Source organism: Pirellulales bacterium (assembly GCA_035499655.1).
GTDB lineage: Bacteria > Planctomycetota > Planctomycetia > Pirellulales > JADZDJ01 > DATJYL01.
The window spans coordinates 37,467-49,553 of record DATJYL010000214.1 but is presented as its reverse complement, the minus strand read 5'-3'; the positions used below and the strand labels follow the sequence as shown (position 1 = coordinate 49,553).

At 55.8% G+C, this 12,087-nt stretch carries 21 protein-coding genes; all 21 read left to right on the top strand.

Going from position 1 to position 12,087, the window contains the following annotated elements; translation table 11 throughout:
- Positions 1 to 220: 220 nt before the first annotated feature.
- The 21 genes from rpsJ (at position 221) to secY (ending at position 12,071) form a co-directional block, all read left to right on the top strand.
- Positions 221 to 550 (top strand): 30S ribosomal protein S10, encoded by a 330-nt coding sequence (gene rpsJ / locus VMJ32_16345; protein HTQ40598.1) that lies wholly within the window; start codon positions 221 to 223, stop codon positions 548 to 550.
- Positions 551 to 780: 230 nt separating this feature from the next.
- Entirely contained in the window at positions 781 to 1,467 is a 687-nt protein-coding gene (rplC, locus tag VMJ32_16340; GenBank protein HTQ40597.1) for a 50S ribosomal protein L3, read from the top strand.
- A gap of 18 nt (positions 1,468 to 1,485) precedes the next feature.
- The gene (rplD, locus tag VMJ32_16335) at positions 1,486 to 2,205 is read left to right on the top strand and encodes a 50S ribosomal protein L4 (protein ID HTQ40596.1); all 720 of its coding nucleotides are present in this window, start codon (positions 1,486 to 1,488) and stop codon (positions 2,203 to 2,205) included.
- The gene (gene rplW, locus VMJ32_16330) at positions 2,202 to 2,534 is read left to right on the top strand and encodes a 50S ribosomal protein L23 (GenBank protein ID HTQ40595.1); all 333 of its coding nucleotides are present in this window, start codon (positions 2,202 to 2,204) and stop codon (positions 2,532 to 2,534) included. Before rplD ends, rplW begins: the two co-directional genes overlap by 4 nt.
- A gap of 87 nt (positions 2,535 to 2,621) precedes the next feature.
- Entirely contained in the window at positions 2,622 to 3,482 is an 861-nt protein-coding gene (gene rplB / locus VMJ32_16325) for a 50S ribosomal protein L2 (protein HTQ40594.1), read from the top strand.
- 85 nt (positions 3,483 to 3,567) lie between these two features.
- Positions 3,568 to 3,897: a 30S ribosomal protein S19 gene (gene rpsS, locus VMJ32_16320; protein HTQ40593.1), complete on the top strand. Its 330-nt coding sequence runs from the start codon at positions 3,568 to 3,570 to the stop codon at positions 3,895 to 3,897.
- 6 nt (positions 3,898 to 3,903) lie between these two features.
- Positions 3,904 to 4,230, top strand: coding sequence for a 50S ribosomal protein L22 (rplV, locus tag VMJ32_16315; protein HTQ40592.1), 327 nt, complete (start codon positions 3,904 to 3,906; stop codon positions 4,228 to 4,230).
- 62 nt (positions 4,231 to 4,292) lie between these two features.
- Positions 4,293 to 4,988, top strand: coding sequence for a 30S ribosomal protein S3 (gene rpsC / locus VMJ32_16310; protein HTQ40591.1), 696 nt, complete (start codon positions 4,293 to 4,295; stop codon positions 4,986 to 4,988).
- Positions 4,927 to 5,343, top strand: coding sequence for a 50S ribosomal protein L16 (rplP, locus tag VMJ32_16305; GenBank protein HTQ40590.1), 417 nt, complete (start codon positions 4,927 to 4,929; stop codon positions 5,341 to 5,343). Before rpsC ends, rplP begins: the two co-directional genes overlap by 62 nt.
- Positions 5,344 to 5,457: 114 nt before the next feature.
- On the top strand, positions 5,458 to 5,667 hold the full coding sequence (rpmC, locus tag VMJ32_16300; GenBank protein HTQ40589.1) for a 50S ribosomal protein L29: 210 nt from the start codon (positions 5,458 to 5,460) through the stop codon (positions 5,665 to 5,667).
- A gap of 79 nt (positions 5,668 to 5,746) precedes the next feature.
- A complete protein-coding gene (gene rpsQ / locus VMJ32_16295) occupies positions 5,747 to 6,052 on the top strand; it encodes a 30S ribosomal protein S17 (GenBank protein ID HTQ40588.1) in 306 nt (101 codons plus the stop codon).
- Positions 6,053 to 6,104: 52 nt separating this feature from the next.
- The gene (gene rplN, locus VMJ32_16290; protein ID HTQ40587.1) at positions 6,105 to 6,473 is read left to right on the top strand and encodes a 50S ribosomal protein L14; all 369 of its coding nucleotides are present in this window, start codon (positions 6,105 to 6,107) and stop codon (positions 6,471 to 6,473) included.
- 105 nt (positions 6,474 to 6,578) lie between these two features.
- On the top strand, positions 6,579 to 6,932 hold the full coding sequence (rplX, locus tag VMJ32_16285) for a 50S ribosomal protein L24 (GenBank protein ID HTQ40586.1): 354 nt from the start codon (positions 6,579 to 6,581) through the stop codon (positions 6,930 to 6,932).
- Positions 6,933 to 7,032: 100 nt separating this feature from the next.
- A complete protein-coding gene (rplE, locus tag VMJ32_16280; protein HTQ40585.1) occupies positions 7,033 to 7,668 on the top strand; it encodes a 50S ribosomal protein L5 in 636 nt (211 codons plus the stop codon).
- Between the two features lie 71 nt (positions 7,669 to 7,739).
- A complete protein-coding gene (locus VMJ32_16275) occupies positions 7,740 to 7,925 on the top strand; it encodes a type Z 30S ribosomal protein S14 (protein HTQ40584.1) in 186 nt (61 codons plus the stop codon).
- A gap of 15 nt (positions 7,926 to 7,940) precedes the next feature.
- Positions 7,941 to 8,336 (top strand): 30S ribosomal protein S8, encoded by a 396-nt coding sequence (rpsH, locus tag VMJ32_16270; GenBank protein HTQ40583.1) that lies wholly within the window; start codon positions 7,941 to 7,943, stop codon positions 8,334 to 8,336.
- Positions 8,337 to 8,489: 153 nt separating this feature from the next.
- Positions 8,490 to 9,035 carry a 50S ribosomal protein L6 gene (gene rplF, locus VMJ32_16265; protein HTQ40582.1) on the top strand — a complete coding sequence of 182 codons (546 nt, stop codon included), beginning with the start codon at positions 8,490 to 8,492 and terminating at the stop codon, positions 9,033 to 9,035.
- A 48-nt stretch (positions 9,036 to 9,083) separates the two neighbouring features.
- A complete protein-coding gene (gene rplR, locus VMJ32_16260) occupies positions 9,084 to 9,452 on the top strand; it encodes a 50S ribosomal protein L18 (protein ID HTQ40581.1) in 369 nt (122 codons plus the stop codon).
- Between the two features lie 87 nt (positions 9,453 to 9,539).
- On the top strand, positions 9,540 to 10,028 hold the full coding sequence (rpsE, locus tag VMJ32_16255) for a 30S ribosomal protein S5 (protein HTQ40580.1): 489 nt from the start codon (positions 9,540 to 9,542) through the stop codon (positions 10,026 to 10,028).
- The gene (gene rplO, locus VMJ32_16250) at positions 10,025 to 10,522 is read left to right on the top strand and encodes a 50S ribosomal protein L15 (GenBank protein HTQ40579.1); all 498 of its coding nucleotides are present in this window, start codon (positions 10,025 to 10,027) and stop codon (positions 10,520 to 10,522) included. The genes rpsE and rplO overlap by 4 nt, the downstream gene beginning before the upstream one ends.
- 208 nt (positions 10,523 to 10,730) lie before the next feature.
- Positions 10,731 to 12,071 carry a preprotein translocase subunit SecY gene (gene secY, locus VMJ32_16245; protein HTQ40578.1) on the top strand — a complete coding sequence of 447 codons (1,341 nt, stop codon included), beginning with the start codon at positions 10,731 to 10,733 and terminating at the stop codon, positions 12,069 to 12,071.
- Positions 12,072 to 12,087: the final 16 nt, after the last annotated feature.

The following is a 12,087-nucleotide window of genomic DNA, read 5'->3' as shown; positions in this document are numbered from 1 at the left end:
CATCTGGGGTCTATTCCCAAAAACCAGGCACCAACCCAAAGACACCCAGATCACCAGACACAAGGCACCAACACCAAAATCTCGCCTAACACCCCATTGACCCGTTTTTGCTGATGTTCTATGTTGGAGGGCTTGCCCCATGGACAGGGGTATGACGGGAAGTGTTGGAAGCAGAAGTTAGCTTGATACACCGGATGAAAAATCCGGCGGGAGCAGCAGCGTGGCCGGTCATTCGCACGAAATTATTCGCATCCGGATGGAGGCATACGACCATACGGTGTTGGATCAAAGCGCGGCGGAAATTGTCGATACCGCCAAGCGTACCAATTCCGAGGTGCATGGCCCCATTCCGTTGCCCACGCGAATTGAACGCTATACGGTGCTGTCTAGTCCGCATATCGACAAGAAGGCCCGGCAGCAATACGAAATTCGCACGCACAAGCGGGTGATCGACATTGTGCAGGCGACGGCAAAAACGATTGAAGCCTTGAACAAGTTAAGTTTGCCCGCTGGCGTGGATATTAAAATCAAAGCCAGCAGCAGCAGATAACGGTTAAAGATTGGCAGCGGCAGAATTGTCGTTGCGAAACATCACTTAGGTACTTGAGAAAAACCTGCATGCTACGGAAGTTCAGTGGGTAATGCGCAGCGAGGTCGGCGGCGATCTGGCTGCAACTCGGCGAAATGCCGGGTGCGGGTCGTACGCCTGACCGGTGAGTCCACACTTAGCGGACCGCTTGTCTACGGCAAACCCAATGAACAACGCACGGGGATATTACGATGGCCATCGGATTACTCGGCCGCAAGGTCGGGATGACACAAGTGTTTGACGAAGCTGGGACGGCAATCCCGGTAACGGTCATCGAGGCCGGCCCTTGCCCCGTGCTCCAATTACGCACTGCCGACCGCGATGGTTATGAGGCGGTGCAAATCGGCTTCTCTGATATGCCGCGGCGTTTGGCCATTCGCAGCCGACGCGGCCACGTGGCCAAGTTAGACAGCGCTCGTTCCAAGGCCAGAGCGAAAGCTGGCGTGGAACTGCCGCCCAAGGCCGATTGCGAACCGCAACGTTTTGTGCGGGAATTTCGCGGGACGTCGGACGAGTTGGCCGTAGGTCAAAAGCTGACGGTGGAGATTTTTGAGAAGGTGGCTGCCGTCGACGTCACCGCCACAAGCAAAGGCAAGGGCTTTCAAGGCGCGATGAAGCGGCACAACTTCAAAGGGCAACGTGCCACCCACGGCGTGAAAAAAGTGCATCGCCATATTGGGGGCACCAGCGGCAACACTTTTCCAGGCCGCACGTTCAAAGGCAAAAAGATGGCCGGCCAGATGGGAAACGTCCGCCAAACCAGCCGCAATTTGAAAGTGGTGCGCGTCGACAAAGAAAACAATTTGCTGCTGGTGCGCGGCGCCGTGCCGGGCCCGAATGGCGGTTTTGTCATGGTACGCCAAACGAACAAGCTGTGAAATTTTAACGGCGACATTATGCCAAAGCTAACCATCTACGATGCGAAGGGGGCCAGCGTGGGCTCGGTGGAAATCGAGCCGACCGATCTGGCTCCGCGCATCAACAAGCAATTGTTGCACGATGCCGTTGTGATGTACGAAGCCAACCTGCGGCAAGGCACATTCGCCACGAAAAGTCGGGCTTTGGTGGCGGGCTCGACGAAGAAAATGTATCGCCAAAAAGGGACCGGCAACGCCCGGGCCGGTTCGCGGCGGAGCGGTATTCGTCGTGGCGGCGGCCACATTTTTGCCAAAAAGCCGCGCGATTTCGGCTACCGCATGCCACGCAAGGCGTTGCAATTGGCCACGCGGATGGCCGTGGCGGCGAAAATTCGGGACGATCAAATCACCCTGATCGACGATTTGAAATTCAGCGCTCCCAAAACCCGCGACATGGCGGCCATTTTGAAAGCGTTGAAGTGCCACGAACATAAAAGCCTGCTGGTGGCCACCACCGCATATGACGCCAACTTGTACAAATCGGTTCGTAATATCGCCGGCGTCAGTTTGTCGCCGGTGGCGGAATTAAACGCCCTGACGGTGTTGCGGCCCCAGCGATTGCTGTTCACCAAAGCAGCGCTGGAATGGATTAAAGAGCAGGCCGGAAAATCGTCCGCCGAAAAATCGGCCGAAGCCAAGGGGAAGCCGTCCTCGGATAAGCCGGGCGCGGCCAAGCGACCCAGGAAGAAATCGCCATGACCGCTGAAGCCACATCACCGGAAGCAGCTTGGCTGCAAAATCGCGGGCTACTGGCGTCGCACCAAATTATTGTGCGCCCGCTGGTGACGGAAAAAGGGATGCACCGCTCCAGCCGTTATAACGCCTACGCTTTTGAAGTGAACAAGCTGGCCACCAAAGCCGAGGTGCGGAAGGCGGTGGAAGAATTATTCAACGTGAAAGTGTTGCGCGTGCACATTCAAAACCGTAAGGGAAAGCCACGGCGGGCGCGTTTTCGCAGCGGCCGCACCCAAGATTGGAAAAAGGCGATTGTGAAGTTGGACCCCGAACACCGAATTAATTTCTTTTAGTAAAATAACCGCGCTAGTTTGATAACGACTCCCGGCCAGAGGCCGGGGACTAACTGACCACTGACAACGATCACCGACCACTAGCACATGGGCATTCGCCGTTACAAACCGACTTCGCCTGGCCGCCGCGGCGCCACCGTCAGCGATTTTGCTGAACTCACGCCGGGCGCTATGCTGCCCCGCGCGCTCAGCATCCCGAAAAAGCAGCATGGCGGACGCAACAATCAGGGTTTGATTACCGCCCGGCATCGTGGCGGCGGCCACAAACGGCGCTACCGACTGATTGATTTCCGGCGCGAAAAAGACGGCGTGCCCGCCAAGGTGCATTCCATTCAATACGACCCCAATCGCAGCGCCCGCATTGCCCTGCTGCATTTTGTCGATGGCGAAAAACGATTCATCCTGGCGCCCGATGGTTTGCAAGTGGGCCAGGATATTATGAACGGGCCCGACGCTCCGCCCAAAGTCGGCAATTGCCTGCCGATGCGAAACATTCCGCTGGGGTTGTCGATTCACAACATTGAGCTGCAGCCGGGCCGCGGGGCGCGTTTGTGCCGCTCGGCCGGGTCCAGCGCCGTGCTGATGGCCCGCGAGGCGGATTGGGCGCAAATTACGCTGCCCAGCGGCGAAATTCGCCGGGTGCCGTCTGCGGGTCGGGCGACGATTGGCGCCATTGGCAACGCCGACCACATGAACATTCAAATTGGCAAGGCTGGACGTAACCGCTGGAAAGGCTGGCGGCCGTTTGTGCGCGGCACGGCCATGAACCCCATCGATCATCCCCACGGCGGTGGCGAAGGCCGCACCAAGGGAGGCCGGCATCCGGTTAGTCCCACGGGCAAAAGCGCCAAGGGGGGCGGCACTCGCAAGCGGCGTAAGCCTTCCAATTCCGCGCTCATTCGCCGGCGGCGTTCGCGGCGATACGGTCAAATCAAAATTCCATTGTAAGAAGTATTCGTAGGCAGTACGCGGTATGCGGTATGCGGTTTATGGAAGCAATCTATCCGCTGGCGGTTTAGCAACAAAATAAATTATGGGACGCTCCAAAAAGAAAGGGCCGTTTGTCGATCCCAACGTCTTCCGCAAGGTGGAGATGATGGACTCGGTGAACAAAAAGGAGCCCATCAAAACCTGGGCCCGGGCTTGCACCATTGTGCCAGAGTTCGTGGGCCACACGTTCATGGTTCACAACGGCAAGTTGCACGTGAAGGTGTTTATTACCGAAGACATGGTCGGGCATCGACTCGGAGAATTTTCTCCCACGCGGACGTTCCGCGGCCACGGCGGCCGGATCAAGAAGGAAGCCGAGGCCGCAGCAGCAGCCGGCGGAGCGCCTGCCGTCGCGCCGGTGGGGAAAGGCTAAAGCAGCATGGGATACAAAGCCACCTACCGATTTGCCCGCATCAGTGCCCGCAAGGTGCGCCCTTTGGCGAATTTGGTGCGGGGCAAGTTTGCCGACGATGCTTTGGACATTTTGAAGTACATGCCGCATCGCGGAGCCCGAATGTTGGAGAAGGTGATTAAAAGCGCACTGGGTAATGCGGAAGATCAGCGGGCCAGCAATGTCGGCAGTTTGGTCGTGAAAGATTGCCGCATCGATGGGGGGCCGATGTTCAAGCGCATTCGTCCCCGGGCGCGCGGCATGGCGTTTATGATTCGCAAGCGAATGGCGCACATTTCGGTGGAATTGGAATAACCAGCAACCAATAACTTCGTACCGTCTTCGGCCCGCTGCCTGCGGCCCGCTGCTAAAACATCATGGGTCAAAAAGTTAATCCTGTTGCGTTTCGCACCGGCATTATGGAAGGCTGGAAAAGCCGCTGGTACGCCTCCAAGCAGGAATTTCGCGACCTGCTGTTGGAAGATTTCAAAGTTCGTAAGTTTGTCAAGGAAAAATACAATTTCGCCGCCATACCGAAGGTGGAAATTGAACGGACCCGGGACGAAGTCAAAATTGTGTTGCACACGGCGCGGCCGGGTGTGATTATCGGCCGCAAAGGGCAGGAAGTGGAAAAGCTGCAGGAAGAATTACAAAACCTGATCGGCCGCCGCGTGAACATCAAAATCGAGGAAATTACCCGTCCGGAAATTTTCGCACAGTTGGTGGCCGAAGATATTTCCGAGCAATTAGCCAAGCGGGCCAGCTTCCGTCGCACGATGAAACGGGCGATTGACACTTCGATGGAAGCCGGCGCCAAGGGAATCAAAGTGCAGTTGGCCGGTCGGTTGGGCGGCGCTGAAATGGCCCGCCGCGAAAAGGCCATTGCCGGCAGCATGCCGCTGTCGACGTTGCGTGCGAAAATTGATTACGGCTTCACCGAAGCTAAAACGCCGCAAGGCCACATCGGTGTGCAAGTGTGGATTAACCAAGGAATGTACGAGGACCAAGTTCATGGCGATGATGCCCAAGAGGGTCAAGTTCCGAAAAAGCCAAAGAGGGCGTATAAAAGGTGAAGCCACGCGGGGCAACCGCGTGAGTTTCGGCGAATACGCTTTGCAAGCGGCCCAAGGGGGTTGGCTCAGTGCGCAAACCATCGAGGCCGGTCGTGTCGCTGCGCAGCAGTACATGCGCAACGAAGGACGGTTGTACGTACGCGTGTTTCCGCACAAATCGGTCACCAGCATTCCCTTGGAAACCCGCATGGGCAAAGGCAAGGGCGAACCGGAATTTTGGGCAGCGGTGGTGAAGCCGGGCACCATTTTGTACGAAGTGGGCGGATTGTCGGAGGAAGCAGCCCGGATGTGCTTTGCCCGGCTGGCCCACAAAATGCCGGTTAAGGTTCGATTTTTGAAGCGTCGGGCAATGTGAGGAATTAGTTGTCAGGTGTCTGGGTGTTTTGTACCCTGGGTATCTGAAAGATAACGACCAAAGTAAACACCCAAGGCGCCAGACACTTAGAAACCAGACTACCAGACACTACCCATGGCCAAAGCCAAAGAACTTCGCGACATGAGCGACGAACAGATTCACCTGACTTGGAAGGAAGCTTCCGAGAATTTGTTCCGGCTGCGCATTCAGGCCCAGACTGAAAAGTTGGATGCGCCCACCGAATTGAAAAAACACCGGCGGCTGATCGCCCGGTGCCAAACCATCCTCAACGAGCGGACTCGGGCCACCAAGCAAAAATCGTAGTTCAACGACACCGAACACGCGGGCCGGCTTCGGCCTGAAAATGAGATCCATAACAATTCAAGCTGGCGAAACAAGGTTTATGCCCAAGCGATTAGAAATTGGCGTCGTAGTAAAAGATAAAGCGGCGAAGACGCGGCGCGTGGAAATTCCTCGTCTGGTGCGTCACGCCAAGTACGGCAAAATTTTGCATCGCAAAACCGTGTGCCACGTGCATGACGAAAACAACGAATCGCACGAGGGCGACACGGTGGAAATTCGCGAGTGCCCGCCAAAATCGCGACTGAAGCGTTGGGAACTGGTGCGGGTGGTGGCCAAGAGCCAGGCGGTTGATTTGGCGGCCATGCGAGCAGCGGCCAAAATGGATGAAGAAGCAGGAATCAAGTGAAACATGCCCAGGGTTTGCCACTCTGGGGCTTATGGAAGATGCGATAGTAACCATGATCCAAATGCAAACCAGGCTGAACGTCGCCGATAACACCGGCGCCCGCGAAGTCATGTGCTTCAAGGTGCTTGGCGGCAGTCGACGGCGCTATGCCGGGCTGGGCGATGTAGTGGTCTGCAGCGTGAAAAGCGTGATCGCCGGCAGCGAAATCAAGAAAAAAGCGGTGGTGCAAGGCGTGGTGGTGCGTTGCAAAAGGCCGACTCGTCGCACCGACGGCAGTTACGTGAAGTTCGACAGCAACGCCGTGGTGCTGATCGATGCGGAAAAAAATCCCCGGGGCACGCGCATTTTCGGCGCCGTGGCCCGAGAGTTGCGCGATCGGAATTTCATGAAGATTGTAAGCTTAGCCAGCGAAGTGGTGTAAGGACTGAAAGGGTCTAAAAGTCGAAGAGTCAAAAAAGCAAAAAAGGGTGACCTATCGACTCTTGGATTTTTAGACTCTTGGACTTTTAGACCCAGTTGAACTGCCATGCACATCCGACAAGACGATATCGTACAAGTCATCGCCGGCGAAGAACGGGGCGTGCGCGGCAAAGTGCTGCTGGTCTCGCCCAAACTGGGCAAAATAACGATCGAAGGGGTGAATCGGGTTTACAAGCACATGAAGCGCAGCCAAAAGAATCCGCAAGGAGGCCGGCTGTCGAAGGAAATGCCGGTCGATATTTCCAACGTGATGCTCGTCGACCCGAATACCGACAAACCCACCCGCGTGGGCGTGCGTGTGGCGAAAGACGGTAGCCGCGAACGTTATTCCAAGCGGAGCGGGGCCTCGCTGGGAGCCATTAGCGCCATTCGGAAAGAAAGCGGAAAGAAACGGAAATAACCAAAAAACAAAAACAATTTCATCGCTGATTGCCCGACGATCGCGATCAATTCATATCGGAAATTTACAGGTTCATTCACGAGTTTTGTCGACCACTGCCATGGCCAAGAAAGATAAAAAAGCGGCCGCCGAGGAAACCGCTCCCAGTGGGCCGCCTCCCACGCCGCGCCTATTGGAAAAGTACGAAAAGGAAGTGCTGCCGGGGCTGGGTGGCAAATTGGGCCGCAAAAATCCCATGTCGCTGCCACGGTTGAAAAAAATTGTGGTGAACATGGGCGTGGGAAGCGCTGTCGCGGAAAAAAAGAACTTGGAAGACGCTGTGGCCGCCATGACGCAAATCACCGGTCAAAAGCCGTTGGTCACCAAGGCCCGCAAGGCAATTTCGGGTTTCAAACTGCGTGAAGGACTGCAAATTGGCTGCAAAGTAACGCTGCGGGGCGCGCGGATGTACGAATTTTTGGACCGGCTCGTGTCGCTGGCCTTGCCCCGGGTGCGCGACTTTCGCGGCCTGGATCCGAACTCGTTCGACGGCCAAGGCAATTACAGTTTGGGCTTGTCGGAACAGTTGGTGTTCCCCGAGCTCAATCCCGACAAATTTACGCGCGTGCAGGGCATGAACGTAACCATCGTGATTTCCGGCCACCGCAATGACGAATCTCGCGAGTTGTTGCGGGCGTTGGGCTTCCCGTTCAAAGTTGAAGAAAAGGCCACCAAGGACAAAAAAGGCGCGGCGTGAAGTACTCGCGGATTGCAAACAAGCGTCACTAAAAATAACTCACCACGGACCACTGACCAACGGCTACGCACATGGCAAGCACTTCCAAAATCGCAAAAGCGAAACAGAAGCCCAAGTTTTCCACCAAGCTACGGCGGCGCTGCCAGTTGTGCGGCCGTCCCCGGGCGGTGTATCGGAAGTTCGGCCTGTGCCGGATTTGTTTCCGGAAGCTGGCCGATCAAGGCATGATTCCCGGCGTGAGAAAGGCAAGCTGGTAACAGGACCCCCCACGTATGATGACCGACCCCATTGCCGATATGCTTACCCGCATCCGTAACGCCATCCGCGTGGAGCGCCTCACGGTCGATATGCCCACTTCCAAAGTGAAGCGGGGCGTGGCCGAGGTGCTGAAGCGCGAAGGTTACATTTGGGACTGGAAGGAAGTCGAGACGCAGCCGGCCAATCAGTTGCGCATTGAATTGAAATATGGACCCAACGGAGAGCGCGTGATCCGGCACATGAAGCGCGTCAGCAAACCCGGCCGGCGAATTTATTCCGGCGCCGCCAAGCTGAAACCGGTGCTCAGCGGACTGGGCATTTCGATCATTAGCACCAGCCGCGGCGTGGTCAGCGATCGAGAAGCCCGGCAACGGAAACTCGGCGGTGAAGTGTTATGCGAATTGTGGTAAATCAAGCGACTAGCAGCTAGCGATTAGCAATTAGCAAAACGAACGACAAACTATTAAAAAAACCGAATAAGAATTGCGATGTAGTGATAAACAATCGAGCGGGCGCCTCTCCGGCTAATCGCTAATTGCTAATTGCTAGTCGCTCCCTAAATCATGTCCCGTATTGGAAAAATTCCCGTGCCCGTGCCCGATAAGGTGAAAGTCGCCGTCAGCGCAGGCGAAGTCGCCGTGGAAGGGCCATTGGGCAAACTCAAGCAGTCGTTTTTGCCGCTGGTCGACGTCAAATTTGACGATGCGGCCAAGCGGCTGGTGGTGAGCCGCAAAAACGACGGCCATCAGGCCAAAGCCGTGCATGGCCTCACTCGGGCTTTGCTGCGGAACATGGTCGAGGGTGTCACCAAAGGCTACGAAAAAAAGCTGGAAATTGTCGGGGTGGGTTACTTGGCTACGGTGCAAAAAAATCAGTTGCAACTTCGCGTGGGATTTGCCAACGAAGTGAATTTGCCAATTCCCACCGGCTTAACCGTCACTTGCCCGGACCAAACGCACATCGTCATTAAAGGGGTCGACAAGCAGGCCTTGGGGCAATTTGCCGCCGAAGTGCGGGCGGTGCGCAAGCCGGAACCGTACAAGGGCAAGGGCATTCGTTATGACGGCGAACAAGTGCGGCGCAAGGCGGGCAAGGCGGTTACGAAATAGTAAACAGTAAGCGGTTTGCGGTGACAAAGCAATCAATCCGGTGATGTTATGAATCACGAAAAACAAATTGGCCTGCAGCGGAAGCGGCGCTTGTGGCGCGTGCGGAAACACATTCGCGGCACGAAAGATCGACCTCGCCTGTGCGTCGTTCGAAGTTTGAAGCACACCTACGCGCAAGTCATCGACGATACCAAGGGCAGCACGTTAGCCTCGGCGGCCACGACAGAAAAAGCCCTGCAAGGGCAAGTCAAATACGGCGGCAACAAGGCGGCCGCCGAAGCTATTGGCCGCGTGATTGCGGAACGGGCCATTGCGGCGGGAATTAAGCAAGTGTGCTTCGACCGGGGCGGCGCCAAGTATCATGGCCGCGTCGCCGCCTTGGCCGAATCGGCACGCAAAGCAGGATTGAGTTTTTGAATGCAAGTTTCTAGGTGCCTGGGTGTCCGGGTGCCTAGGGATTACGGGGACCAAACCAGACACCAGACCCTCAGACACCGAGAACACATGTCCAACGATACTTCCCGTTCCGGCGAATTGGTCGAAAAAGTGATTCGGATTCGGCGTTGTGCGGCCGTGGTCAAAGGCGGTCGCCGCTTTAGCTTCAACGGCATGGTTGTGGTGGGCAACGGCCGGGGCAAAGTTGGCTGCGGCTACGGCAAAGCCAACGAAGTTCCTCCCGCCGTTGAAAAAGCCATTAAAGACGGCTCGCGCGCCATGATGGAAGTGCCCTTGGAAGGCAGCACGATTGCACATCCGGTGCTGGGGCACTTCGGCGCTTCGGATGTCATTTTGCTGCCGGCCAGCCCCGGTACCGGCGTCATCGCCGGCGCGGCGGTGCGTGCGGTTTGCGAAGCGGCCGGTATTCACGACGTATTGACGAAAACCTACGGCTCGACCAATCCCATCAACGTGGTCAAAGCCACGCTGGATGCGTTAAGTAAATTACGCACTCCCGTGGAAGTGCAACGCTTGCGCGGAGTCACCCTGCCATGAACATTAGCGACGTACACCGCAGCATTCACAAACACACCAAGCGATTGCGCGTGGGGCGCGGCATCGGCTCCGGCCGGGGCAAAACCGCCGGCCGCGGCCACAAGGGACAAGGCCAGCTTGCCGGCTGGGCGGCGCCGGTTATTTTCGAAGGGGCGCGCATGCCGCTGATTCGTCGCATTCCCAAGCGCGGTTTTCACAACCAGTGGGGACCACGCGTGGGCATTGTAAACCTGGACGAATTGCAAGCAGCGTTCAAATCGGGCGATGAAGTCAATTTAGAAACTCTCCGGGCAGCCGGTTTGTGTAAGCGTCCCTGTGACGAATTGAAAGTACTCGGCCAGGGCGAAATTAAGAAAAAATTGAAAGTCACGGCCCACAAGTTCAGCGCATCGGCCCAGGAAAAAATTAAAGCGGCCGGCGGCGAAGCGATTGTGCTGACGAGGCCTAAGCCAGTGATTCGCAAAAAGACGAAGAAGTCCGCTTCGACGCAGTAAAAGCACCGTTTGACTTCCGCTGAGACATGGAGACGCAGAACCGAAGCGAACTTAGGTCGAAATCATCAGGAATCGGGGAAAACAGGAAAGATTTGGGCTTGCCTTGATCAACTTTCCTGCTTTGCCAATAAAATCTCCTCTCCGCGCCCCAGCGTATCAGCGGTTAAAATAATCTAGTCGCAAATCATTTCTGCCGACGGAGCAAGCCATGTGGGAAAAAATTCGGGTCATCTTCACCATTCCGGAGCTACGGCAGAAAATTCTGCTGACCATGCTGTTTTTGGCAATCTACCGAGTCGGGTTTCAAATACCGCTGCCCATTGCCGACGTGGCGGCAATGAAACATGCCTTTCAATCGCAACAAAGCTCCGGTTTGGGCACGTTCTTCTCGCAAGCAGCCATTTTTAGCGCCAGCCAACTGACGCAGGCCACGATCTTCGGCCTTGGCATTATGCCCTACATTTCGGCCTCGATCATTTTCCAACTATTGGGCAGCGTATGGTCACCGCTGGAACAATTGCAGAAGGAAGGGGAAAGCGGCCGCAAAAAAATCAACGAATACACCCGTTACGCCACGGTGGTGATTTGCATTGGCCAAAGCTGGGCTTATTTGGCTTGGGTGACCAGCCAGCACTTCATTTCCGCGGAGTTTTTGGTGAACGGCCACTTGCCGTTTTATTGGCAATTTGTGGCCGTCATGACGATGACCACGGGAACCGTGTTTTTGATGTGGCTGGGAGAACAAATTGATGAGTTTGGCATCGGCAATGGCATCAGCTTGTTAATTATGGCGGGGATTTTGGCGCGGATGCCCAACGCCTTCATGGATATGATTCAAAACAGTTCGCTGGAATTGGGCGGCAGCGTCGGCAAGTTCGGCCCGGAAAAATGGTTGGTGATGGGCATTTTATTTGTCAGCGTTGTGGCCGGCGTGGTGTACATGGATCAGGGGCAGCGGCGCATTCCGACGCAAAGCGCCAAGCACGTACGTGGCCGGCGCGTATTTGGCGGAACCCGCCAATACCTGCCGCTGAAGGTGAATCACTCGGGCGTAATGCCGATTATTTTCGCCAGCAGCCTATTGCTGTTCCCGAATTTGTTGTTCCGGCAAATGGCTGCCAGTTATGGCGGAATTTGGGACAATTTGAACGACGCTTTCACCCGCGGCACCTCGTACATTTACAACATCTCGTACGTCATTTTAATTTACTTTTTCTGCTACTTTTGGACGGCCATCATGTTCAATCCGAAAGACGTTTCGGATAATTTGAAGAACTTCGGCACGTTCATTCCAGGCTATCGGCCGGGCAAGCGAACAGAAGATTATCTGGAAAAGGTAATGGTACGAATTACGTATGTGGGCGCGGCGTTCCTATCGGTGGTGGCGATCGTGCCCACGCTCGTATCGGGATCGTTGGATATTAACTATGCCATTGCCCAGTTTTACGGCGGCACGACGCTGTTGATTGCCGTCAGCGTGGCCTTCGATTTAGTGCAAAAGATCGACAGTCACCTGGTGATGCGAAATTACAAGGGCTTGCTGACATGAAACGCGAAACACGAAC

What these genes read in the sequence shown, in the direction of transcription:
- rplC (HTQ40597.1), top strand. Translation starts at nt 781, where the DNA reads ATGGCCATCGGATTACTCGGCCGCAAGGTCGGGATGACACAAGTGTTT.
- rplD (HTQ40596.1), top strand. Translation starts at nt 1,486, where the DNA reads ATGCCAAAGCTAACCATCTACGATGCGAAGGGGGCCAGCGTGGGCTCG.
- rplW (HTQ40595.1), top strand. Translation starts at nt 2,202, where the DNA reads ATGACCGCTGAAGCCACATCACCGGAAGCAGCTTGGCTGCAAAATCGC.
- rplB (HTQ40594.1), top strand. Translation starts at nt 2,622, where the DNA reads ATGGGCATTCGCCGTTACAAACCGACTTCGCCTGGCCGCCGCGGCGCC.
- rpsS (HTQ40593.1), top strand. Translation starts at nt 3,568, where the DNA reads ATGGGACGCTCCAAAAAGAAAGGGCCGTTTGTCGATCCCAACGTCTTC.
- rplV (HTQ40592.1), top strand. Translation starts at nt 3,904, where the DNA reads ATGGGATACAAAGCCACCTACCGATTTGCCCGCATCAGTGCCCGCAAG.
- rpsC (HTQ40591.1), top strand. Translation starts at nt 4,293, where the DNA reads ATGGGTCAAAAAGTTAATCCTGTTGCGTTTCGCACCGGCATTATGGAA.
- rplP (HTQ40590.1), top strand. Translation starts at nt 4,927, where the DNA reads ATGGCGATGATGCCCAAGAGGGTCAAGTTCCGAAAAAGCCAAAGAGGG.
- rpmC (HTQ40589.1), top strand. Translation starts at nt 5,458, where the DNA reads ATGGCCAAAGCCAAAGAACTTCGCGACATGAGCGACGAACAGATTCAC.
- rpsQ (HTQ40588.1), top strand. Translation starts at nt 5,747, where the DNA reads ATGCCCAAGCGATTAGAAATTGGCGTCGTAGTAAAAGATAAAGCGGCG.
- rplN (HTQ40587.1), top strand. Translation starts at nt 6,105, where the DNA reads ATGATCCAAATGCAAACCAGGCTGAACGTCGCCGATAACACCGGCGCC.
- rplX (HTQ40586.1), top strand. Translation starts at nt 6,579, where the DNA reads ATGCACATCCGACAAGACGATATCGTACAAGTCATCGCCGGCGAAGAA.
- rplE (HTQ40585.1), top strand. Translation starts at nt 7,033, where the DNA reads ATGGCCAAGAAAGATAAAAAAGCGGCCGCCGAGGAAACCGCTCCCAGT.
- VMJ32_16275 (HTQ40584.1), top strand. Translation starts at nt 7,740, where the DNA reads ATGGCAAGCACTTCCAAAATCGCAAAAGCGAAACAGAAGCCCAAGTTT.
- rpsH (HTQ40583.1), top strand. Translation starts at nt 7,941, where the DNA reads ATGATGACCGACCCCATTGCCGATATGCTTACCCGCATCCGTAACGCC.
- rplF (HTQ40582.1), top strand. Translation starts at nt 8,490, where the DNA reads ATGTCCCGTATTGGAAAAATTCCCGTGCCCGTGCCCGATAAGGTGAAA.
- rplR (HTQ40581.1), top strand. Translation starts at nt 9,084, where the DNA reads ATGAATCACGAAAAACAAATTGGCCTGCAGCGGAAGCGGCGCTTGTGG.
- rpsE (HTQ40580.1), top strand. Translation starts at nt 9,540, where the DNA reads ATGTCCAACGATACTTCCCGTTCCGGCGAATTGGTCGAAAAAGTGATT.
- rplO (HTQ40579.1), top strand. Translation starts at nt 10,025, where the DNA reads ATGAACATTAGCGACGTACACCGCAGCATTCACAAACACACCAAGCGA.
- secY (HTQ40578.1), top strand. Translation starts at nt 10,731, where the DNA reads ATGTGGGAAAAAATTCGGGTCATCTTCACCATTCCGGAGCTACGGCAG.